This window comes from Streptomyces sp. NPDC058864 (assembly GCF_042742985.1).
Classification (GTDB): domain Bacteria; phylum Actinomycetota; class Actinomycetes; order Streptomycetales; family Streptomycetaceae; genus Actinacidiphila.
Genome location: NZ_JBHYMQ010000052.1, coordinates 20,065 through 39,594, shown reverse-complemented (window position 1 = coordinate 39,594; position 19,530 = coordinate 20,065). Strand labels below are relative to the sequence as shown.

The following is a 19,530-nucleotide window of genomic DNA, read 5'->3' as shown; positions in this document are numbered from 1 at the left end:
AAAAAATTTTTTCGGCCGCCCCCTATTTTTTTTTAAACCACCCGCCCCCCGGGGGGCCTGGGTTGGGGGGGGGGCCCACCTCCCACCGGTTGGGGGGGGGCCCCCTTCCCCCCCCCCCCGCCGCTTTGCCTCAGCAAATCGCGTGTATTCCGCCCAGAGGCAGGACGCTCACGCAGCGAGGCCGGGGCGGGGTCGGCTGTGAGATGCACCGTGCGCAGGACCTCCGGCAGGTCCTCTGGGTCCGTGGGCCACGTCGTCTTGATCTCTGCGTCTGCCAAGATCAGCGGCCAAAGCTCAGGCCACGTGAAGTGGAAAAGCAGCATCCCGAGAGGCTACTGAATGGTGCACTCTACGGATTCCCACTGCGGCCCAGGGGGCTCGACAAGTCGCCCTTACTCCTCGGTCGGGGCGGTGAGCCGCATGCGGCAGCGCACGATGCCGCCCTCGGGCAGGTCGAGGAGCATGCTGCTTCCCTCAGTGGCTCGGGCCTGGATCCAAGCGCGGACGCGGGCGACCTGGTCAACGGGGCCGGTGAGGACGACGTCGACGGTGTGGCCGTCGGGCGGCGGGAACAGATCGCTTTCAACTGTGCTCATGGCTTGTCAACGGTGGGCCTGCGTGGCGTGCGACGGTGGCCACCCCCTACGCGCCGACCGAGATGGGAGGAATGAGCGGCCTCGTCGCGGCAGACGGGGTCAGCGTTCGACGGGGCCGCGTCTGGAGCCCGCCCGGCCGCAGCGTGGACCCGGGACAACCGGGCGGGCAGCTTGAACGCTCGGCGCGAGCAGGGCCGCCTCAGGCCGCGACTTTCTCCTGGACCTTGTCCTTGAGGTGGTGGATGTCGCTCTCCTGGAGCGAGCCGTCCGCCTGCTCGTACTGGCTGAGGGCGAGGCCAAGGCCGAAGAAGGTGGGGGCCCACTCGCCGACATAGATTCCCCAGCGGTCGGCGCGAGCCAGGCCTACGCCGGGTTCTGCCGTGAGGCTCGTGGCCCAGGCGGCAACGGACAGGCCGATTGACGCCATGCCAGCCAGGTACGCGTGCTCGCTGCGTATGCCCATGCCGTGCATCTTCTGGATGATCATGATGGGCTCCTCGGATGGGAAAGCCAACTCCCCCCTTTGGCCCGGCTTGCCCTGAATTACCCAGATAAACCCGCTCCATGCAGTCAACTGCAGTTATGATGCCCGAGCATCACTCCTCGCACATACCGCACCGGGTGGCTGTTCCGGCGCGCCCTACCCGTCGTTCGGGCTCGCGCGACAGCGGGGGCATGGCATGACATCGGGCATACGGAACGCGATCTCGGCCTCGCGCGGGCCGAGCCAGCCACCAGTGGCGTCCGGGCAATCTCCCCGGTGAATCACGGCGCGGAGCCTCCCGTCCTTCGGTACGTGCTGGAGGCGGAAGCGGCTAGAAGAAGGGTGCCCGCGTTCTGCTCGCGCAGATGCCGCGGGCTCGGCCAGCTCAGCGGTCTCGCGGATCTTGGCGTCGACAGCGTCGATCTGTAGCTGCAGGTAAAGGCGGATCACCCGCAGCCGTTCCAGATCTGAAGGCAGAGCGCCCACATGAGCGAGCCTACTAGCTCGCCTGCCCGGAGCTTGGCGCCCGCGTGCCGGACCTTGCGCGGGGCGCTGCCACCTGGGCGCTCCTCGAGGTGATGGTCGTTTCGCGTGTGACCGCGCCGACGCAATCGAACATGTGTACAGTGACTTAAGGAGGCAGTGACGATGGACGACGAAGCCCTTCGTGTCGAGATCGGTGCACACGTACTGCATGCGCGGCTGATGATTCGCCGCGTCCCGGAGGTCACCTATAGGGGCTTGCTGACGCTGCTCGGCGACGTAACGCCGGTGGTGCAGCCGCTTCCGCCGACTGCGGCAATCGCTGACGTTGCCGGCGCCGTGCGGTATTGGGATCGCACCCCGTCCGAGCTGGCTCTATGGATTCGGACGCGGGCTCTTGGAAGCTTTGGCCTGCCCTTGCAGGTCGGAGTCGGGCCGAACTGGGCGGTAGCCGCGATGGCTTCCGCTCATCCCGGCCGAGACGGTGTCCGTGTTGTACCTGGCGACTACCGGGCGGTCAGTGCCTTCCTTGATCCTCTGCCGGTGCAGGATTTGTACGGCGTAGGCCAAGCGCAGGCTGCGACCTTGGACCGGTACGGGCTGCGCACCATCGGCCAGGTGGCGCGCGTGCCCGTGGAAACCCTGCAGCGGGTCCTTGAGGGCCGCATACAGGCGCGGCTGATCCACGAGCGGGCTCGCGGCATCGACCCTAGGCCGGTGACCGCAACCGACCTGCCGCAGAGCATTGGCATCCAGAGGAGGCTCGGCAGGGATTCCATCGACCCCGATCTCATCGGCAGGGAGATTCTCCAAGCCGCGGTAGACGTGGCCCACCAGCTGCGCGAGCGCGGCCAGGTCACAGGCGTGCTCACTTTGGGGATCTCCTTTGTTGGCGGCAGCAGCGTGACCCGCTCGCGGACGCTCCGCGAAGCCACTGCATACACCGATGATCTGCGCACCGCCGCAGCGGAACTGTTCCAGCGGCTGGGGCTTCAGCGGGCAAGGATCCGCGGCATCGCGGTGCGCGCTGAACAACTGAGCAGTGCCGCGGCAGCCTCGGTCCAGCTGAGCCTCGACCCCGAGCGCGAGGCAAGCCACCGCTTGGACCCAGTCGTCGACCAGCTGAACGCTCGGTTCGGACCGGGCACCGTCACCTGGGCGCCCCTAGCCCACCGCCGTCACAGCGCCTGATCTGAGCAGGGACGTGCACGAGGACCTGCCCACCGATCCAGCCGAGCTCCGCGTCATCGAGGGCCATCTGATCCGCCTCCTCGCCCGCATCCGCGAGCAGCAGGAGGCACCCATACCGCCCCACCAGGACCTGCCTGCTAGGCACGCCTGGCTGCGAGTGATCGAAGCCCACACGGCAGCACAACTACGGCGGGCCGGCGAGCAGCTTTACGAGGTGGAGACCGGGGATCAACCCTGGGTTTCCGGCCCAGCCCGAGGCTGGCGGCTGCAACACCTGCCCACCCCGGTCGGCAAGGCACCCCGCGAAGTCTTGCACCGTGCTGACTGCTGGATCGACAACGGCGAAGATCTCACCAGTGCAGAAGCTTCCGCTCATGCTGCGAGGCCGAACGTGCAGTTGTGCCGAGTGTGCCGCCCAAACCCACTGGACGAGCCCCATAAAGAGTGACTGCGCTCCTGATGGCACTCCCGGCCCTAGCTCTGAAGGGAGGGCGGGAGTCTGAACAGGCCGGGCACCCTATCGAGCCCGCGGGGAACCGCAGATCGATTGCCCCTTTTGTGACGCGGCGAGACAGTAGAACCCTGAGCTGTGGTGGCGTGCTCTGTGGCGCCGCAGGGTGCCTGATCTCGCCGTGCTTGAGCACGGAACGGTGGCGCAGCGATGGTGTCCGGCGCGTACCGAGCCGCTCTCGATTACGCCGCTCCGGCGGCACCAACAGAGGGAGCCCCTCATGGCGCCTGATTCGCTACAGCTGGCGGAGGTGCTCAACGCGGCGGAGAACGCCGCGCCGGTGGAGTCGATCGATGTCGTCGCCCATCACCTGCGGGACCGTTTCGGCGCACGGTATGTGGCCTTCCTCTTCGTGGACGTCGCCCGCCGGCAGCTGGTGCGGGTCAGTGAGCACGCCGCCTCGCACGTCAGCCGCGACATCGAAGAACTTCCGCTGGCCGGGAGTCTTCACGACGAGGCGCTGCGCACCCAGCGGCTGGTGCACGAGCCCGATGGTGCGCACGGGCACCGAGTGCTCGCGCCGGTGACCAATCGGGGAGACTCCATCGGGGTGCTGGAGCTGACTTTGCCACGCATCACCGAGGAAAAGCTGCGCCAGGTTCAGGAGACGGCGCACGCGCTCGCGTACATCATCGTCACCGACCGACGCTTCACGGACCTCTACCAGTGGGGACAGCGAACCACTCAAGTGAGCCTGGCCGCGGAGATTCAGCGTCAGCTGTTGCCCACGGCCCCGTGCTGCGAGGCTGCCCAGTTCGTCCTAGCTGCAGCACTGGTCCCCGCGAACGCCATCGCCGGGGACACCTACGACTACTCACTCGACCGGGAGACTCTCCACCTGTCCATCACCGATGCCATGGGTCACAATGTGCGGTCCGCCCTACTGGCCACTCTCCTGGTCAATGCCTCACGCGGGGCCCGGCGCGCTGGCTGCGACCTCGCAGAACAAGCCCGGCGTACGCACCAGGCGATCCTCGACCACGCCCCAGGCACCCTCGCGACCGGCCAACTGATCCGCGTAGCCCTGGACGGAACCAGCTTCCGACTGGTCAATGCCGGCCACCCCTGGCCGTTGATCTTGCGTAGCGGCACGGTCGACGAAGCCCGCCTGAAAGTCGACCTCCCCTTCGGCGTGCCGTCACCGATGCCCTTTCGAGTACAGGACTTCGACCTGCAGCCTGGCGACCGGCTCCTGCTCTACACCGACGGCATGCAAGAACACGCGGCGCAGTCTGTGGATCTGCGAGCCCTCATCCGCGACACCTCCAAAGACCACCCACGTGAAGTCGTACGCGCGTGCACCTCCGCAGTAACAGAGGCCTGCGACAACCACTTGGCGGACGACGCCTGCGTCATGTGTTTGGACTGGCATGGCCCTCAGAGCGCCGGCCGTTCCACGCGGGCCGGGGCCGACATCTGATCTCAGGTATGCCTCGCGCCGGTCTATGCCTTCGGCAAGCCGAGAGTTCGGCGCTGCATGCTTGGGCCACAGCTCACTGCGGCCCTGCCTCGTCGCCCGCAGCATTCCTTGGTCAGCCGGCGGAGTCGACGGAGTCACCGCGGCCCCGTCGTTGTTCGGCGCTTTCCTGGCGGAGCCGCTCAGCCTGCCGAGTGAGCGCGTCGAGGCGAGCGGCAAGCTCCGGGTGGTCGGGCTGCAGGTGGTTGCGGCTGGCTACGAGGGGGGCCATCAGGCGCGCCGCGTCGTCGTGGGCGAGGGCCGCGTCGATGTCGGCGATGGCTGATCGGGCGCCGGCAGGGAGGTCGGTCAGCCCAGTGACGTGAGCGGCCAGGCGGCGCAGGTCGGCGGCGTTGTCGCGCGCCCAGGCGGTGACGGTGCGGTCGGCGGCACGGCGGTCCCGGGTTGCTTTCACCCGATCCTCACCCGTGCTGCCCGCGGCCCCCGGCCGCAGTCGTAGGTAGCGGCGTTCGGCAGCCTGACGACTAGCGACCCCCAGCGGACCAGCCAGGTCGGCCCAGCTCACGCCAGCGGTTCGGGCGCTTTCGATCAGTCCCCTCTCCCAGCTGGCGAGCTGCTCGCGCACCTCCCGCAAGAGCGTCAACGAGGCGAGAGCCTGACCGGCGTCGCCGGAGGTAGGTGCCGGCCCCGCCTCAGCCGCACGGGCCTGATACATGGCGCGGTCGATGGCGTCGAGAGCAGCGACTGCGGCCATGAGCGGTACGGGGCCATCGCCCTCAGAGTCCCTCGGCGCGGCGGGTTCGCTGGGGTCCACGATCGCTCCCGTCATCCATTTGACGACTCAAGATTTGTCATCGCTTCGATGACATGCTACAAGGGAATCAGGTGAAGCGCATTGGCAGTCACTGCCCGAACGCTTGGAGGTGTTTCACAATGTTGATGCGCACCGACCCCTTCCGTGAGCTGGACCGTCTGACCCAGCAGCTCCTGGGCACGTCCGGCACCTGGTCGAGGCCCCAGGCGATGCCGATGGACGCCTACCGCGAGGGCGACCACTACGTGATCGCACTAGATCTGCCCGGCGTCACGCCCGACGCGATCGACATCGACGTCGAACGCAACATGCTCACGGTCAAGGCTGAACGCCGCCCGGTCGTCAAGTCCGACGACGTCCAGATGGAGCTGTCCGAACGGCCCCTCGGTGTCTTCTCCCGGCAGCTCATGCTTGCGGACACTCTGGACGCCGAGCGCATCGAGGCCGACTACGACGCGGGCGTCCTGACCCTGCGCATCCCGATCGCCGAGCGGGCCAAGCCCCGCAAGGTCGCGATCACGTCCACCGGCGACCGCAGGCAGATCAGCGGCTGAACCGTGAGCCGGGCAATCAGCCCGGCGTGCAGTCGATGGAGGACGGATCCCCTCACCTCGGCTCCGTCCTCCGCATCACCACGAGGGGGAAATTGTGGCCATACGACCCGACGCGTTCCTGGCGCGCGTCCAGGAACGCGGTGAATACCCGACTCCGCAGGAGGCGGACCGGGCAGCCCGCGTCGTACTGGGGCTGCTCGGCGCCCACGTAGTCGGCGAGGAACGAGCCGAACTCGCCGCCCACCTGCCGGAGACCTACGCACTCATCCTGCTCAACCCACTCCAGGCCGTCGAGCCGCTGGACGCCGAACGGTTTGTACGGGCCACCGCCGCCTGGATCGAAGGCGCCACCGAATCGACCGCCCGGTGGGACGTCGGCGCAGTCCTCAGCGTGGCTGCCGAGGAGGCCGGACCGGACCTCCTGCGACGGCTCCTCCTGCAGTTGCCGCCCGGCTACGACTTGCTGTTCGGCCACCTCGAGCCGGCCTGAGCTTCGCCGCCGACATTCGGGGCGCGCTACGCACCGCCCCCACACCCCACACTTGAGAAGGGAACTTCAATGCCTCCGCAGCCCCAAGCGGCCGCCCGCACCACGGCGATGACGTTCGACGCGATGGTCGAACAAGTCCGCTACGAGGGCGCCTACCCGACGCACGACCGGGCAGAGCAAGCCGTTCGTCATGTGCTGGCCGGCCTTGGCAGGCAATTGATCGGCGACGAACGCGTCGCCCTCGCCCGCCGGCTCCCCCGCGAAGCCGCACTTGAGCTCATCGCCCAAGTCCCCCGCACCGAACCGCTTACCGGCTTCGAATTCGTCAGCGACCTAGCCGTCCGTGTGGGCGGAACGCCGGCCACCGCACGCTGGGATGCCGGGACCGTATTCGCGGTACTCACGCGCCTCGCCGGAGAAAACCTCGTCAGCCGGGTGCTCGCACAGCTGCCCAGCGGGTACGCCCTGCTCTTCGGCCGTGCCGAACTGGCAGCAACAGCCTAGACCCAGGACTAGGCAGGTGGTCCACACCACTTCGGTGCCGCCCTGAGCCGGGGCGGCAGGGCTGGTAGGCGCACCCTCATGACATGCGCCGCACTTGCTGAGGGTGCGCATCAGCGGACGACCGTACTGATCGTACTCAGCTGGTTCGCGGCTGGCCCCTGACGACGCTCTACTCGCGGCCTCGCAGCACAAGGTACCGGGAGAAAGCGTCGGCAGGAGCGGGCACGCATGCCTTCGCGCGGGCTCAGGCGGCAGCAGCGGGGCTATGCGTTCCTACAGGTCACCGGAAACAAGATCATCAGACACCTCGCACGCACTGCCGCCGTAGATCACCGACTGCCAGCTGACGCGCCAATCCTGAAACGATCAGTACGAGCGTTCCCTCAGGGGCCTGCCCTGCCTGATGCGCCCCCGCTGGTTCGGCTGCAGTCCCGCCTCTGCCCGCACTGGCAGAAGGGGCAGCTCAAGCGCGAAGTCGGGGGAGGACTTCTGCACGGTAGAAGTCGAAGAATTGCTCTTGGTCAGGGCCGATCTGGTTCACGTAGACCTCGTCGAATCCGGCCTGGGAGTAGGCGCTGACGGCTTCGACGTGGTCGTCGGCGTTGTTGCCGCAGACGATGGCGTCGGCGATCATTCCCTCGGTGACGAGGGTGGCGGCCTGTTCGAAGTGCTCGGGGGTAGGGAGGATCTGGGCGAGCTCGCCCGGCAGCTGCTCGTTGGGCCACAGCCGATGCACGGTTTTCACCGCGCGCGCCCGGTCGGTGTCCCAGCAAACTTTCAGCCCCCCGAGGACCGGCTTGCTGCCGCCCCCGGCTCGCCGAAACTGCTCCACCAGCGTCGTGTCGGGTTTCATGGTGACGAAGCCGTCTCCGATACGGCCGGCCAGTGCCGCCGCCTCGGGCCCGAAGCCGGAGATGTACAGCGGTGCTGGTTCCGTAGGAACGGTGTAGAGCCGGGCGTTCTGAACGGTGTAGTGGGTGCCGTGGTGAGTGACCCGCTCCCCGGTGAAGAGCTTCCTGATGACTTGGACGGCCTCTTCCAGCATCTGCAGGCGCTCCGCGGCCTCAGGCCAGGCATCTCCGAGGATGTGCTCGTTGAGTGCTTCACCGCTTCCCAGTCCAAAGCGGAGTCGGCCGTTGGTAAGCACGGCTGCTGTTGCGGCGGCCTGGGCGTTGATCGCCGGGTGCATACGGACCGTGGGGCAGGTGACCAAGGTGGTGATCGGCAACGATGTCACCTGGGACAGTGCTCCGATCATGGACCAGACGAACGGGCTTTCGCCCTGCTCGTCGTTCCATGGGTGGAAGTGGTCGGAGATGGCCAGTGCCTCGAACCCTGCCTGCTCGGCCATGCGCGCCTGATCGATCAGTTCGGCGGGGGCGAACTCTTCCGAGGACAGGAAGTATCCGAAGATGGTCATGGGGTTCCTTCCAGCACGTTGATGATCAGACAGAGGGCGCGCAGGTTGGCCCTTCCTTGATGCCTCACGACAGATCTGCGGGAGACCATCGGCCCGCCAGGTTCAGCATGCATGTGCGTCACGTTGCCGGCCCCCTCCGATTTCCTCACAGCGCGTCTCTTCGTGCGCAGCTGCGCGCTGCCATCAGAGTGGGGTCGCCCCCAAAGGGCTTGATCAGTGGAGCAGGCACTCTGCCCAGTGCGAGAATGCGCTCGTCGACCTAGGGCATGCCGCTTGCGCCATGCCCGGCCACGCCGGTCGGCTTCTTCCGAAGCAGTAGAACGCTGGCGGCGGGTTAAGCCGCGGGGAACGGGGCGGCACGCAGGCTGCGGGCCAGATGGGCGGCATTGGACGCTAGGGTTTTGGTAGTCGTGGCCACGGCTTCGGGCGTCTTGTCCAAGTCCTGGTAATCGGTTCCCTGCATCGCCTCACCGACCCAGTAGGTGACGGCCCCGGCGGCCAGGGAGAATCCGACGTCGTTGAGAGCCTGGAACAAGTCTGCACTGACCTTGTGTGCGCCGTCCTCATTGCCGACGACACACACCGCTGCGACCTTGCCGTACGTCAGCGGGCGGCCCTGGTCGTCGGACTCCGAGAGTTCACCGTCCAGGCGTTCCAGCACGCGCTGCGTGACGCTGCACGGGTGGCCCAGCCATATCGGGGTGGACAGCACCAAGATGTCGGCAGCGAGGATCCTTTCCCGGATGGCTGGCCATGCGTCCCCGTCACCCGTGTTCACCGACACCCCGGGGCACACGTCGTGGTCGCCCACGCGCGTATCGACTCGCCGGTCACGCCTTGCTCACGCAGCGCCTCAAGCGTCTGCTCGGCGAGCAGTTGTGAGCTGGAGCGGGCCGGAGAATGATTGAGGGTGCAAACCAAAGCCAGAGCTCGCAACGGTGTGTTGTCCATGAGACTCGGTTAACCCGTCGAGACCAGGCCACACCTGACCGCTGCGTACACCTTGGCGGCAACACCCGCCGTGGAAACATCAGCTGGACTGACCCTCGCCGGAGCGCAGCTGCCTCAACCGGGAGGTGAGCAGCTGAATGATCGGAGTCCGGTCTCGGTGTCCGCGCTCGTACCGCAATACCGCTGTTGCTTCGTCCTTGCCCAGCTCGCCGACGCGTCCTTCTACTTCGATCCGAGGCAGGTGCTTGTAGTCGGCTATCGGCAGTTCCTGAGTCGTCGGCGCTGGAGTTATGTCATCAGGCAGGTCCACCTCAGTCACCCCTCAGTATGTGTAGTTCGGGTTCCCGCCGAACACGGCACAAAACACACCGAGCAGTCCCATACGGTCCTCCTACATCGTGTCAGCTTGCGTAAGCCGGGCGTATCCAGTCGCTCAACGAGCCTTCGCGCAGAGCATCAATCAAGCTGCTGAGAAGCTTTACAGCCCTCGAACGAATAGCTCGGCCAAGAAGTCCTCTGTTGTGCGAAGGTCCGCTCGAGTCATCCAATTTTGAGCAAGACCGGCGGCTGAGCGTCGCGTATCACCCAGCTGCTCTGCAGGCTCTCGGCTACGAATCGATGTTGGTGCGTGGCCCGCCTGCAGCGCATTGTTCTTCGTACGGAGGGTAACCGCGTTCCATGCAGATGGAGTGGACGCAAGTTGCACTGCCTCATGACTACCTTGTGGGAACCGCACCGTTCGTCGTGGGCGTCGCCCTGGTGGTCCTCCTCATCACGGCCGTCGCTGTCGGACGCCGTGTACGCAGGAGGCAACCGCCACCGGAGCGCGGAGCACAGTCACGCAGCACGTCCTGGCGCACCCGCCAAGAACACGACGCCGGCGACCGGAATGAGAGCGGTTGATACCCCCCTGCCCCTGCCCCGTACGCATCTCGTCGGCGACGGACGCTTCCGGCGGGACTGCACACGATTTGGTGTCTTCGACGCGGGGAGAGCAGCCACGGCCCCAGTTACACCGCCGTTCCGCAACGAGGCTGAGCTCGCCGTTGCCCGGCCTGCTCCGTAGCTCGCCGCCTTCATGGCGGGGCGTGGCGGATCAGGCCCGCGTGAAGGGGGTCTCCGTGGGATGCTGCCGCGACTTGGGGCTGGCCGGGGACCTCACGGCCTTGTTCAAGCCACTGCCGCACCACGGCGTTGTAGATAGGGGCGGAAGCCGACAGCCAGTACGCGCCGGCCAATTCAGCAGAGCTTGTGATGGGTGGCGCCGGCGTACCCGTGGTGTCTTCCATGCTCGTCCAACGATCAGAACAGGTACACGGTCGTGGTGAACGGCGTCATCGCGTATTGACGTGGGCATCCACGCGGTCGGACCTGCACCACAAGGGTCAGACACCTGGGTCGTCAAGCGAGGCGGTGACCGAGTGGACACTGGCGGGCTCGCGGGCGGACATCAGCGGGGGCACGCGTCACCTGGCCGACGGTAGGGGTACCGCTCTTCGATGACCAGCCAGGGCTCAATGAGGAGGAAAACCTTTACGAGAGCGATGGGTGTACAGGAGCGAACCGCCCCGGGGCCCACCAGAATGGATCGTGGGGTGGTGCATCTCTCGTTGAAAACGCAAGGGACGCAAGCCGCAGAACGCTCAGCGCAGTGTAGCCAAGCAGAGCGCGGGTACCCGAGGAGCGATCGGCGCCGAGAGGCCACAGCCCGGAGGCGAACATGGAGCCGTCAGTGGACCGGATCGCGTACCCGTGGGGCAGCCGAACGCCCTACGGCCGGCACGAAGCGTGGCCCACGCGCGTGGACGCGTACCTGGCCGAGGGAGTCGAACCGGAGAGGGTGGACCGGTGGGTGCAAGCCGCGTCGATCCTGCACTCGGACGGCGACGCCATGGATATCGCCGTCGTCGGGAACCGGATGGTGGGCGTGCGGGGCCGCGCCACCGATCGGGTCAACCACGGCCGGCTGGGCCCTAAGGACCTCTTCGGCTGGCAGGCCAACGGCGCTGCGGACCGGCTGACCCGGCCGCTGATCCGTCGTGGCGGCCGGCTGGTCGAGTGCGATTGGGACGCCGCAATGGAGTGCATCGTCTCTCGCTCGAAGGCGTTGCTGGATGAGCACGGACCTGGCTCGATCGGCTTCTACACCTCCGGTCAGCTGTTCCTGGAGGAGTACTACACACTCACCGTCCTGGCACGGGCCGGGATCGGCACCAACCATCTGGACGGCAACACCCGCCTGTGCACGGCGACCGCCGGGGAGGCGCTGAAGGAGTCGTTCGGCTGCGACGGCCAGCCGGGATGCTACGACGACTTCGACCACGCGGACGTCATCGCCCTGTTCGGGCACAACATCGCCGAGACCCAGCCAGTGCAGTGGATGCGCATCCTCGACCGTCTCGAGGGTGCGGCCCCTCCGCTGTTGGTCTGCGTCGACCCCCGCCCCACTCAGGTGGCCCGCCGGTCCGCCGTCCATCTCGCCCCGCGCGTCGGCACGAACGTGGCCCTGATGAACGCCCTGCTGCACGAAATCATCCGCACCGACCGGGTCGACCACGAATACATCGAGGCCCACACGGTCGGCTACGAAGAACTGACAGCACAGGTGCGGAACTGCAGCCCTGAATGGGCCACCGGGATCTGTGACGTACCGGCGGCGCGCATCGCCGAGGCCGCGGAGATCCTGGGAAACGCGGACCAGCTGACGTCGACCGTGCTCCAGGGCTTCTACCAGTCCCACCAGGCAACCGCGGCCGCCGTCCAGGTCAACAACCTGCACCTGCTCCGCGGCATGCTCGGACGACCCGGCGCCGGGGTGCTGCAGATGAACGGCCAACCCACCGCGGAGAACACGCGCGAATGCGGGGCCAACGGTGACCTGCCCGGCTTCCGCAACTGGGAGAACGACGCCCATGTCGCCGATCTGGCGAAGGTGTGGAACGTCGAGCCGTCGGGGATCCCGCACTACGCCCCGCCCACGCACGCCATGCAGATGTTCCGGTACGCCGAGCAGGGCACGATCCGCATGCTGTGGATCAGCGGTACGAATCCCGCCGTGTCCCTGCCCGAGCTGTCCCGCATCCGCTCGATCCTCACGCAGGAACGCCTCTTCGTCGTCGTGCAGGACCTGTTCCTCACGGAGTCGGCGCAACTCGCCGACGTGGTACTGCCCGCGGCGACCTGGGGCGAGAAGACGGGCACCTTCACCAACGCCGACCGCACCGTGCACTTGTCGGAGAAGGCCGTCGACCCGCCCGGCGAGGCCAGGCCGGACCTGGAGGTCTTCCTCGACTACGCCACCCGTATGGACTTCCGCGACAAGGACGACGGCCCACTGGTCAAGTGGCACGACCCCGAATCCGCATTCGAGGCCTGGAAGCGATGCAGCGCGGGCCGCCCCTGCGACTACACCGGTATCACCTACGACAAGCTGCGCGGCGGCAGCGGCGTCCAGTGGCCGTGCAACGACGACACACCCGACGGCACCGAACGGCTGTACCGCGACAAGATCACCTGGGCCCACCCGGACTTGTGCGAGAGCTACGGCAAGGACCTGGTCACCGGCGCCGCCGACAGCGTGGTGGAATACCGCTCCCTCAACCCCGAAGGCAAGGCCGTCATCAAGGCGGCGCAGTACCTGCCTCCGCACGAGGAACCAAGCCCGGAGTACCCATTCCAGCTCACCACGGGGCGCACGATCTACCACTTCCACACCAGGACCAAGACGGGCCGGGCACCCCAGTTGAACGCCGCCGCCCCCGACGTATGGGTGGAGATCTCCGCCGGCGACGCCGAAGTACGAGACCTGCACGAAGGCGATCTGGTCGAGGTCACCACACTCCGCGGGGCGCTGCGCGGACGGCTGCGCGTCACCGGCCTCCGGACGGGGCTGCTCTTCGTCCCGTTCCACTACGGCTACTGGGACACTCCCGCGGGGCACGGGCCGGACGGTGACACCCCGAGCCGCGCCGCGAACGAGGCAACCGTCACCGACTGGGACCCGGTCTCCAAACAACCGCTGTTCAAGACCGCCGCGGCCGCCCTGACCCTGGTGCGACGCGGCGACGGAGCCACCGCTCCCGCACCGACCACCACGGCCTCTGCGCCCGTGCGGAGCGGCGCCGTGCCCGCCACTGCGGGAGGCCCGGGCGCGTATGCATCCCAGGTGCCCTGTGGGCTCCCCTCCCCCGACACGCAGGAAGGCGGAATCCGGTGAACGGCATCAAGGACCTGCTGCGCGCGCTGCACGGCGACGAGAAGCACCTGGCAAAGGAATTCGTCGCCGTGGCCGACCGCCATCGCACGGAGCACGAGGTCCACCACGTCGCCATCGACCTGGCCGCATGGTCCCGCGAGCACACGCGCCGAATCGCGGACACCGCCCAGGCCTACGACCTGGACCTCGATCCGTTGGACGAACCGCGCGCCGGCCTCCTGTCGACGATCGGCAGGAAGACCGCCGAGGCGGTCGGGCGCCACCCCGAACCGGCGCTGCTGCTCCTGCGGGACCTGCGCGACCTCCACCTCGCCGCGTCCGGCAACTCCCTGTACTGGGAGATGCTGGCCCAGGCCGGACAGGCCACGAAGGACGAGGCCCTGCTCGACGTCGCGACGCGGTGCCACCCTCAGACGCTGCGGCAGATGCGCTGGACCAACACCATGATCAAGACCCTGTCGCCCCAGGCCCTGGCGAGCCTGCGATGACCGCTCCCTGACGGCGAGGTCAACGGGGCCGGCAGACGGAACTCGCGGATGGATCGGCGCGGCCCCCCGCGCCAAGCAGGCCGGTGTCGGTGATGTCGCCGCGCTCTTCGAGGTCGCCCATCGTGTGCCGGGCCCGCCAGGCCACCAGGCCGGGCAGGAGGGTGCGCACCGCTTGGACGCCGCGCAGCCAGGGTTGGACGTAGACGGCGGCCGAGCGGTCCTCGATGCCGCGTACCAGCCGTTCCGCAGTGGCCTCGGCGGTGTAGGTGCGGCTCGCGGGCCAGGGCATGAGGGCTCGCAGTTCACGCATGGTCGGGTGACACTCCGCGTCGCGGATCATCTCGGTGTCCGTCCAGCTCATGTAGGCGACGGCGACGTCGACGCCGCGGTGCGCCACCTCGGCGCGCAGGGAGTGCGTGAACGCCTCAACCCCTGACTTTGAGGCGCAGTAGGCGGACATCAATGGGGCCGAGCCCATGGCAGCGAGCGAGGAGACCTGCAGGTAGTAGCCGCGGGTGGCCAGCAGGTGCGGGAGGAAGGTGCGGGCGGTCAAGGCGCTTCCGACGAGGTTGACCTCGACGATCCTGCGCCAGGTCGCCATGGACGCCTCCGCGAACGGCCCTCCGGCGGCGATGCCGGCGTTCGCCACGACCACGGAGGCCGCACCGAACCGCTCCGCCACTTCGTCGGCCGTGCGACGCAATGCCGCCTCGTCCGTCACGTCGACGCACCAGGCCCGCGCCGTCCCGGGCGCCGCGGCCGCGGCCGACTCCAATTCCCCTGGTTCCAGTCCGAGCAGCGCGACACGGGCTCCACGAGCGGCGAGGATGTGCGCCACCGCCCGCCCGATGCCTCGGGCGGCGCCGGTCACCACCGCCGTACGGCCCATGAGAGGCGGGGAGCCGGTCACGCTGGACCTCCAGATCCCGCAGACTTCCTTCGATATCGAGGAAACTCCGCGAATGCACCTATAACGACCGTAACGGAGGGCAGGAGAACAAGCGGCCGGGAACACCGGGTGCCACTGGAGGAATCCATGGCAGTACGACACCGACTCGTGCGTGGTGCGCTGGAAGAGGTATGGGCCGTCCTCGCGGACGGCAGGCTCTACGGGGACTGGGTCGTGGGGCCGTCGTCGTCCCGGCATTCCGCCGGTGACTGGCCTGGGGTGGGGTCCAGCATCGAATACACCGTGATCCTCGGCCCGGTGAAGCTGACGGGCGAGACGATCGTCCGGCTTTGCCGGCCCCCGCGACAGCTGGAGCTGGAAGCCCTCAGCGGATGGCTCGGCTCCGCGCGCATCGCCTTCGAACTGCGCCCCTGGGGGCACGACACCCTGGTCATCGTGGACGAACACCCGCTGCGCGGCCCCGGCGGCGCGCTCCACAACGCCGCGCTGGACGCTCTGCTCCAGGTCCGGCACCGCAGCATGCTCGGGCGGCTGGCCCGGGTCGTGGAGACGCACGGGGCGCACGAAGGCGAGGACGGCTGAACGGGGCCAGTTACGGGAGGCACGCCCATGGCAGACGCGGTGGTGATCGGCGCGGGACCCAACGGTCTGGTCGCCGCGAACCTGCTGGCCGACGCGGGATGGAGCGTCGAAGTCCTCGAGGCGCAGGACGAGCCCGGCGGCGGGGTCCGCTCCGCGCGGGACGTCCATCCCGATTTCGTGCACGACCTCTTCAGCTCCTTCTATCCCCTGGCGGCCGCCTCGCCGGTCATCCGCGGGCTCGGGCTCCACCGCGAAGGGTTGCGGTGGAGCCACGCGCCGGCCGTGGTCGCCCATCCGCTGCTCGACGGCCGCTGCGCGGTGCTGCACCGGAGTGCCGGCGATACGGCCGCCGTGCTCGACGCGGAATTCGACGGCGACGGCGCGGCATGGCTACGGCTGTGCACGGCCTGGGACCGCCTCGGTGACGACCTCGTCGACGCGCTGTTCACGCCTTTCCCGCCGCTGCGTGCGGGGCTGCGGCTCGCGGCCCGGCTGCGCGCTGGCGGGGGGCTGCGGATGGCCCGCACCCTCGTACTGCCTGTGCGGCGCCTGGGCGAGGAGGAGTTCCGGGGCGAACTGGGTGCGCTCCTGCTGGCCGGCAGCGCGCTCCACGCCGACCTGGCGCCCGAGGCGGCTGGGAGCGGAGGCTTCGGGTGGCTGATGGCCATGCTGGGCCAGACGTACGGTTTCCCCGTGCCTGTCGGCGGCGCCGGGGCGCTCACGGCCGCCCTCGTCAGCCGTCTTCGCAGGCACGGAGGCACGCTCCGCTGCGGGACCCGGGTGACTTCGGTCGTCGTGCGATCCGGGCGGGCGGTGGGCGTGCGCACGGTCGGCGGCAACGCGGTTCCGGCGCGCCGCGCCGTGCTGGCCGACGTGTCCGTGCCCACCCTGTACGGCGAGCTGGTGAGCCGCGACGACCTTCCGGCGCGGGTTCTGGAGGACGTGCGCCGCTTCCAGTGGGACTTCGCGACCTTCAAGGTGGACTGGGCCCTGGAGGGCCCGGTGCCCTGGTCGGCGCCCGCGGCGGCTCAAGCGGGAACGGTGCACCTGGCCGAGGGGGTCGACGCGCTGACGCAGTTCGCCGCGCAGATCGCCATGGGGCAGGTGCCCGAACGGCCCTTCCTCCTGTTCGGGCAGATGACCACGGCCGACCGTTCTCGTTCGCCCGCCGGCACGCAGTCGTCGTGGGCGTACACCCACGTCCCCCACCGAGTCCGCGGCGACGCGGGAGGCGCGGGCATCGCCGGCATCTGGGACCGCGCCGACCAGGAACTGATGGCCGACCGGGTGGAAGCCCAGGTCGAGCGGTACGCTCCGGGCTTCCGCTCGCTCATCGCGGCCCGCCGTATCCTCGCCCCACCCGATTTGGAGGAGTACGACGCCAATCTCCACGGTGGTGCCATCAACGGCGGCACCGCGGCCATGCACCAGCAGCTCGTCTTCCGGCCCCTGCCGGGCACAGGACGCCCCGAAACTGCGATCGCCGGGCTGTTCCTGGCGTCCGCGGGGGCTCACCCGGGCGGCGGGGTCCACGGTGCACCGGGCGCCAACGCCGCTCGTGCCGCGCTCCGCTCCTGCTCCCCCAGCCGTGTGCTGAGTAAGGCGCAGCGTGCCCTCGCCCGCCACGGTCGCCTCGGTCACCCCGTCTGAGAGCCACAGTGGCCATCACGCTTGTGTGAGACGGACGCAGGCCGCGGCGACCTCGCGGAGGCTTCCGGTGCGGCGGAACAGCTCGCGCTGGACGCGGGCGCCGTTGCCGGTCTTGAGGAGTCCGGCGAGGGCGTCCTGCGCGGGGACCAGGTCGCCGTTGTTTTCCAGGGCCTCGCGTACGAGGTCGAACAGCGCGCGGACCACGGCCTCGGCCGGGGCGGGCTCCATGGTCGCCGGGTGGATCAGGCGGCCGTCGAGGCCCTCGCGGGCCGCCCGCCAGGTCGCCAGCCGCAGCAGGGCCACGCCGTGCGCGGACGGCGGCTCACCGGCCCGCCACGCGCGGGCCGCGGTCTCCACCAGCGCCCGCACCAACGTCGCCAGCAACGCGGTACCGGACGCGTCCAGACACACGTCCGCGACGCGGACCTCGACGGTGGGGTAGGCGTGCGACAGGCGGGCGTCGAAGTACACCATGCCTTCGTCCCGCAGCGCCCCGGTGGCGATCATCGCGCGCACCTGGTCGTGATAGCCGGCCGCGGAACCGAACGGCTCCACCGGCCCGGCCGACGGCCACCTGCCCCACACCCGGCTGCGGTAACTCGCGTATCCGCTGTCCCGGCCCTGCCAGAACGGCGAGTTCCCGCTGAGCGCCAGCAGCACCGGCAGCCAGCCGCGGATCCGGTCCAGGACCGCCACGCCCTCCTCGTCGGACTCCACCGACACATGCACATGACAGCCGCACGTCAGCTGCTCGGCCGCGGTCAGCCCGTAGCGTTCACGCATCCACCCGTATCGCTCTCCCGTGCTCAGCGACGGGCTCACCGGCAGCGGCGAGGTCGCCAGCGCCGCGACCGCGCCACCGGACTGCTCCGCGTGGCGGGCCGCCTCCGCACGCCACCGCACGACCTCCGCCGCCAGATCCTCCATCCGCGCCTGCGGCCGGGTCGCGAACTCCAACTGCTGACGCTGCAGTTCTGCCTCAAACACCTCACCGGTCGCGTCGGGGTCACGGCGCGCCGACGCCAGCACCGCCGCCGACAGCGCCCGCGGCTCCCCGGACTCCGCGTCCAGCAGCAGGAGCTCCTCCTCCACACCCACTGTCCGCATCACGCCACTCCGTTTCCATGACTGCGACGTGACCTCCGGCATGGACGCGCGTTGGACGCGATGTGCCAGAGCCCGCGATCATCCGTGACTCCACCAATACGTCAAGCATCACATCGGCTTCCCCGCCTTCGCGCATCGATGCCTCCACCGTGGCCCGCCTGACATCCTCGTCCGGGTCTCCCTTGGGGGGCACCGTGGTCACCGTCAGCACAAACATGGGCACAGCGGAGAACGTTACATTCGCGGTTGCTCAGGCGCCCTTCGCGGCGATGCCCGACGATGACTGCCGGTCATCGCTCCGGCCGGCGTTGCTGGCACGGTCGCCGTTGCCATCTCTGGTCGGGGCGGATCTCACGTCATCGCCGAGGCCTTCGCCTACGTCCCGGGCCGCTGGGTTGAGCAAGGCATGTAGCAGCAATGCAGGAACACGTATGTGCAGTGCGTCCAAGCGGAATGAGAGTAGAAACGGGACTGGCTCACTGCAACGGGAAGTCAGCCCGTCCATCTGTTGCAAGGTCGAGCACGCGGCGCGCTCGACCAACACCGATAAGCACAGGGTCGGTTGACCTCCAATTAGCGCCTCGTGAGCATTCCACCAGGGCGCTGGCCGCGTCACGGGGTTGGACCTGTGCGTGGACCGCGACGTACCGGCGTAGGCAGCGCGCAGTCGGCGAGCAGCGCCCGTAGCCTCGTCGCCCCTTTCAGACTCTCCCCATCATCCTCGCCGACCTGGTGAGCTACTGGCCAAACGGTCAGGGCCGCTTGCCGCTGTTGCGGTGAACGGCCAGAGAACCGAATGGTGATCCAAATCCAAGCGCACAGCCGAAAAGAGTTAACGGCCCGAGGCGATGAGGGGCGTGTGCTGCCGCCGAGCATGGTGGCACGACAGCGGGGCACACGCGAGGTCAGGAGGTAAAAGACATGGTTGCTTTGCTGCTTGTCCTGCTGCTGGCCCTGATCCTCTTCGGGGCGGGGTTCGCCCTCAAGGCCTTGTGGTGGATCGCGTTGGTCGTCCTGGTGGTGTGGCTGCTCGGCTTCGTGTTCCGGGCCGCCGAGGGAGGCGGGCGCCGCCGCTGGTACCGATGGTGACCTGACCTTCGCTCGCAGCAACGACGGGGTGCCGGCCCCGATTAGCGGGCGGCCCCCCCCACGAGGGGGGGGT

Annotated in this window: 19 protein-coding genes and 1 pseudogene; 12 read left to right on the top strand and 8 right to left on the bottom strand. The window is 68.5% G+C overall.

Going from position 1 to position 19,530, the window contains the following annotated elements; all coding sequences use genetic code 11:
• Positions 1-392 precede the first annotated feature (392 nt).
• Together ACFW3D_RS30245 and ACFW3D_RS30240 are read right to left on the bottom strand one after the other, a co-directional pair.
• Positions 393-596 (bottom strand): hypothetical protein, encoded by a 204-nt coding sequence (locus tag ACFW3D_RS30245; RefSeq protein WP_500509338.1) that lies wholly within the window; start codon positions 594-596, stop codon positions 393-395.
• 199 nt (positions 597-795) lie between these two features.
• Positions 796-1,083, bottom strand: coding sequence for a hypothetical protein (locus ACFW3D_RS30240; RefSeq protein ID WP_500509336.1), 288 nt, complete (start codon positions 1,081-1,083; stop codon positions 796-798).
• A 645-nt stretch (positions 1,084-1,728) separates the two neighbouring features.
• Between ACFW3D_RS30240 and ACFW3D_RS30235 the strand changes: the two genes are divergently transcribed.
• From ACFW3D_RS30235 to ACFW3D_RS30225, 3 genes are all read left to right on the top strand, one after another.
• A complete protein-coding gene (locus tag ACFW3D_RS30235) occupies positions 1,729-2,754 on the top strand; it encodes a DNA polymerase Y family protein (protein WP_500509334.1) in 1,026 nt (341 codons plus the stop codon).
• 13 nt (positions 2,755-2,767) lie between these two features.
• On the top strand, positions 2,768-3,202 hold the full coding sequence (locus tag ACFW3D_RS30230; RefSeq protein ID WP_500509332.1) for a DUF6233 domain-containing protein: 435 nt from the start codon (positions 2,768-2,770) through the stop codon (positions 3,200-3,202).
• Positions 3,203-3,485: 283 nt separating this feature from the next.
• The gene (locus tag ACFW3D_RS30225; protein WP_500509330.1) at positions 3,486-4,685 is read left to right on the top strand and encodes a PP2C family protein-serine/threonine phosphatase; all 1,200 of its coding nucleotides are present in this window, start codon (positions 3,486-3,488) and stop codon (positions 4,683-4,685) included.
• A 112-nt stretch (positions 4,686-4,797) separates the two neighbouring features.
• Here ACFW3D_RS30225 and ACFW3D_RS30220 read toward each other — a convergent pair whose 3' ends face one another.
• On the bottom strand, positions 4,798-5,436 hold the full coding sequence (locus tag ACFW3D_RS30220; protein WP_500509328.1) for an HSP18 transcriptional regulator: 639 nt from the start codon (positions 5,434-5,436) through the stop codon (positions 4,798-4,800).
• A gap of 179 nt (positions 5,437-5,615) precedes the next feature.
• On the opposite strand from ACFW3D_RS30220, the gene ACFW3D_RS30215 reads away from it, so the two are divergent.
• From ACFW3D_RS30215 to ACFW3D_RS30205, 3 genes are all read left to right on the top strand, one after another.
• A complete protein-coding gene (locus ACFW3D_RS30215) occupies positions 5,616-6,050 on the top strand; it encodes an Hsp20/alpha crystallin family protein (protein WP_500509325.1) in 435 nt (144 codons plus the stop codon).
• Between the two features lie 100 nt (positions 6,051-6,150).
• Positions 6,151-6,540 (top strand): DUF2267 domain-containing protein, encoded by a 390-nt coding sequence (locus tag ACFW3D_RS30210; RefSeq protein ID WP_500509406.1) that lies wholly within the window; start codon positions 6,151-6,153, stop codon positions 6,538-6,540.
• Between the two features lie 69 nt (positions 6,541-6,609).
• Entirely contained in the window at positions 6,610-7,044 is a 435-nt protein-coding gene (locus ACFW3D_RS30205) for a DUF2267 domain-containing protein (RefSeq protein WP_500509323.1), read from the top strand.
• 463 nt (positions 7,045-7,507) lie between these two features.
• Here ACFW3D_RS30205 and ACFW3D_RS30200 read toward each other — a convergent pair whose 3' ends face one another.
• From ACFW3D_RS30200 to ACFW3D_RS30190, 3 genes and pseudogenes are all read right to left on the bottom strand, one after another.
• Positions 7,508-8,464 (bottom strand): TIGR03557 family F420-dependent LLM class oxidoreductase, encoded by a 957-nt coding sequence (locus tag ACFW3D_RS30200; protein WP_500509321.1) that lies wholly within the window; start codon positions 8,462-8,464, stop codon positions 7,508-7,510.
• Positions 8,465-8,798: 334 nt separating this feature from the next.
• Positions 8,799-9,415: pseudogene (locus ACFW3D_RS30195) on the bottom strand (flavodoxin family protein).
• 79 nt (positions 9,416-9,494) lie between these two features.
• Positions 9,495-9,725, bottom strand: a complete 231-nt coding sequence (locus ACFW3D_RS30190; RefSeq protein WP_500509403.1) for a DUF8129 domain-containing protein — start codon at positions 9,723-9,725, stop codon at positions 9,495-9,497.
• A 368-nt stretch (positions 9,726-10,093) separates the two neighbouring features.
• On the opposite strand from ACFW3D_RS30190, the gene ACFW3D_RS30185 reads away from it, so the two are divergent.
• The 3 genes from ACFW3D_RS30185 to ACFW3D_RS30175 all read left to right on the top strand — a co-directional run bounded on the left by ACFW3D_RS30185 (position 10,094) and on the right by ACFW3D_RS30175 (position 14,119).
• Positions 10,094-10,318, top strand: coding sequence for a DUF6479 family protein (locus ACFW3D_RS30185; protein WP_500509319.1), 225 nt, complete (start codon positions 10,094-10,096; stop codon positions 10,316-10,318).
• Between the two features lie 817 nt (positions 10,319-11,135).
• The gene (locus ACFW3D_RS30180; RefSeq protein ID WP_500509316.1) at positions 11,136-13,631 is read left to right on the top strand and encodes a molybdopterin oxidoreductase family protein; all 2,496 of its coding nucleotides are present in this window, start codon (positions 11,136-11,138) and stop codon (positions 13,629-13,631) included.
• Positions 13,628-14,119 carry a hypothetical protein gene (locus ACFW3D_RS30175; protein WP_500509314.1) on the top strand — a complete coding sequence of 164 codons (492 nt, stop codon included), beginning with the start codon at positions 13,628-13,630 and terminating at the stop codon, positions 14,117-14,119. Before ACFW3D_RS30180 ends, ACFW3D_RS30175 begins: the two co-directional genes overlap by 4 nt.
• A 19-nt stretch (positions 14,120-14,138) precedes the next feature.
• Here ACFW3D_RS30175 and ACFW3D_RS30170 read toward each other — a convergent pair whose 3' ends face one another.
• Complete coding sequence (locus tag ACFW3D_RS30170) at positions 14,139-15,029, bottom strand: SDR family oxidoreductase (protein WP_500509312.1); 891 nt, start codon at positions 15,027-15,029, stop codon at positions 14,139-14,141.
• Positions 15,030-15,155: 126 nt separating this feature from the next.
• Here ACFW3D_RS30170 and ACFW3D_RS30165 point away from each other — a divergent pair, with 126 nt between their 5' ends.
• Both ACFW3D_RS30165 and ACFW3D_RS30160 read left to right on the top strand, forming a co-directional pair.
• Positions 15,156-15,611, top strand: a complete 456-nt coding sequence (locus ACFW3D_RS30165) for an SRPBCC family protein (protein ID WP_500509310.1) — start codon at positions 15,156-15,158, stop codon at positions 15,609-15,611.
• Between the two features lie 27 nt (positions 15,612-15,638).
• On the top strand, positions 15,639-17,261 hold the full coding sequence (locus tag ACFW3D_RS30160; protein ID WP_500509308.1) for a phytoene desaturase family protein: 1,623 nt from the start codon (positions 15,639-15,641) through the stop codon (positions 17,259-17,261).
• 15 nt (positions 17,262-17,276) lie between these two features.
• Here ACFW3D_RS30160 and ACFW3D_RS30155 read toward each other — a convergent pair whose 3' ends face one another.
• Positions 17,277-18,368, bottom strand: a complete 1,092-nt coding sequence (locus ACFW3D_RS30155) for a glutamate--cysteine ligase (RefSeq protein ID WP_500509306.1) — start codon at positions 18,366-18,368, stop codon at positions 17,277-17,279.
• A 921-nt stretch (positions 18,369-19,289) separates the two neighbouring features.
• On the opposite strand from ACFW3D_RS30155, the gene ACFW3D_RS30150 reads away from it, so the two are divergent.
• Positions 19,290-19,457, top strand: coding sequence for a hydrophobic protein (locus ACFW3D_RS30150; protein ID WP_500509304.1), 168 nt, complete (start codon positions 19,290-19,292; stop codon positions 19,455-19,457).
• Positions 19,458-19,530 lie beyond the last annotated feature (73 nt).

Excerpts from the sequence above, each read along its gene's own strand:
- ACFW3D_RS30245 (WP_500509338.1), bottom strand. The coding sequence starts at position 596 with ATGAGCACAGTTGAAAGCGATCTGTTCCCGCCGCCCGACGGCCACACC.
- ACFW3D_RS30240 (WP_500509336.1), bottom strand. The coding sequence starts at position 1,083 with ATGATCATCCAGAAGATGCACGGCATGGGCATACGCAGCGAGCACGCG.
- ACFW3D_RS30235 (WP_500509334.1), top strand. The coding sequence starts at position 1,729 with ATGGACGACGAAGCCCTTCGTGTCGAGATCGGTGCACACGTACTGCAT.
- ACFW3D_RS30225 (WP_500509330.1), top strand. The coding sequence starts at position 3,486 with ATGGCGCCTGATTCGCTACAGCTGGCGGAGGTGCTCAACGCGGCGGAG.
- ACFW3D_RS30220 (WP_500509328.1), bottom strand. The coding sequence starts at position 5,436 with ATGGCCGCAGTCGCTGCTCTCGACGCCATCGACCGCGCCATGTATCAG.
- ACFW3D_RS30215 (WP_500509325.1), top strand. The coding sequence starts at position 5,616 with ATGTTGATGCGCACCGACCCCTTCCGTGAGCTGGACCGTCTGACCCAG.
- ACFW3D_RS30205 (WP_500509323.1), top strand. The coding sequence starts at position 6,610 with ATGCCTCCGCAGCCCCAAGCGGCCGCCCGCACCACGGCGATGACGTTC.
- ACFW3D_RS30200 (WP_500509321.1), bottom strand. The coding sequence starts at position 8,464 with ATGACCATCTTCGGATACTTCCTGTCCTCGGAAGAGTTCGCCCCCGCC.
- ACFW3D_RS30185 (WP_500509319.1), top strand. The coding sequence starts at position 10,094 with ATGCAGATGGAGTGGACGCAAGTTGCACTGCCTCATGACTACCTTGTG.
- ACFW3D_RS30180 (WP_500509316.1), top strand. The coding sequence starts at position 11,136 with ATGGAGCCGTCAGTGGACCGGATCGCGTACCCGTGGGGCAGCCGAACG.
- ACFW3D_RS30165 (WP_500509310.1), top strand. The coding sequence starts at position 15,156 with ATGGCAGTACGACACCGACTCGTGCGTGGTGCGCTGGAAGAGGTATGG.
- ACFW3D_RS30160 (WP_500509308.1), top strand. The coding sequence starts at position 15,639 with ATGGCAGACGCGGTGGTGATCGGCGCGGGACCCAACGGTCTGGTCGCC.
- ACFW3D_RS30155 (WP_500509306.1), bottom strand. The coding sequence starts at position 18,368 with ATGCGGACAGTGGGTGTGGAGGAGGAGCTCCTGCTGCTGGACGCGGAG.
- ACFW3D_RS30150 (WP_500509304.1), top strand. The coding sequence starts at position 19,290 with ATGGTTGCTTTGCTGCTTGTCCTGCTGCTGGCCCTGATCCTCTTCGGG.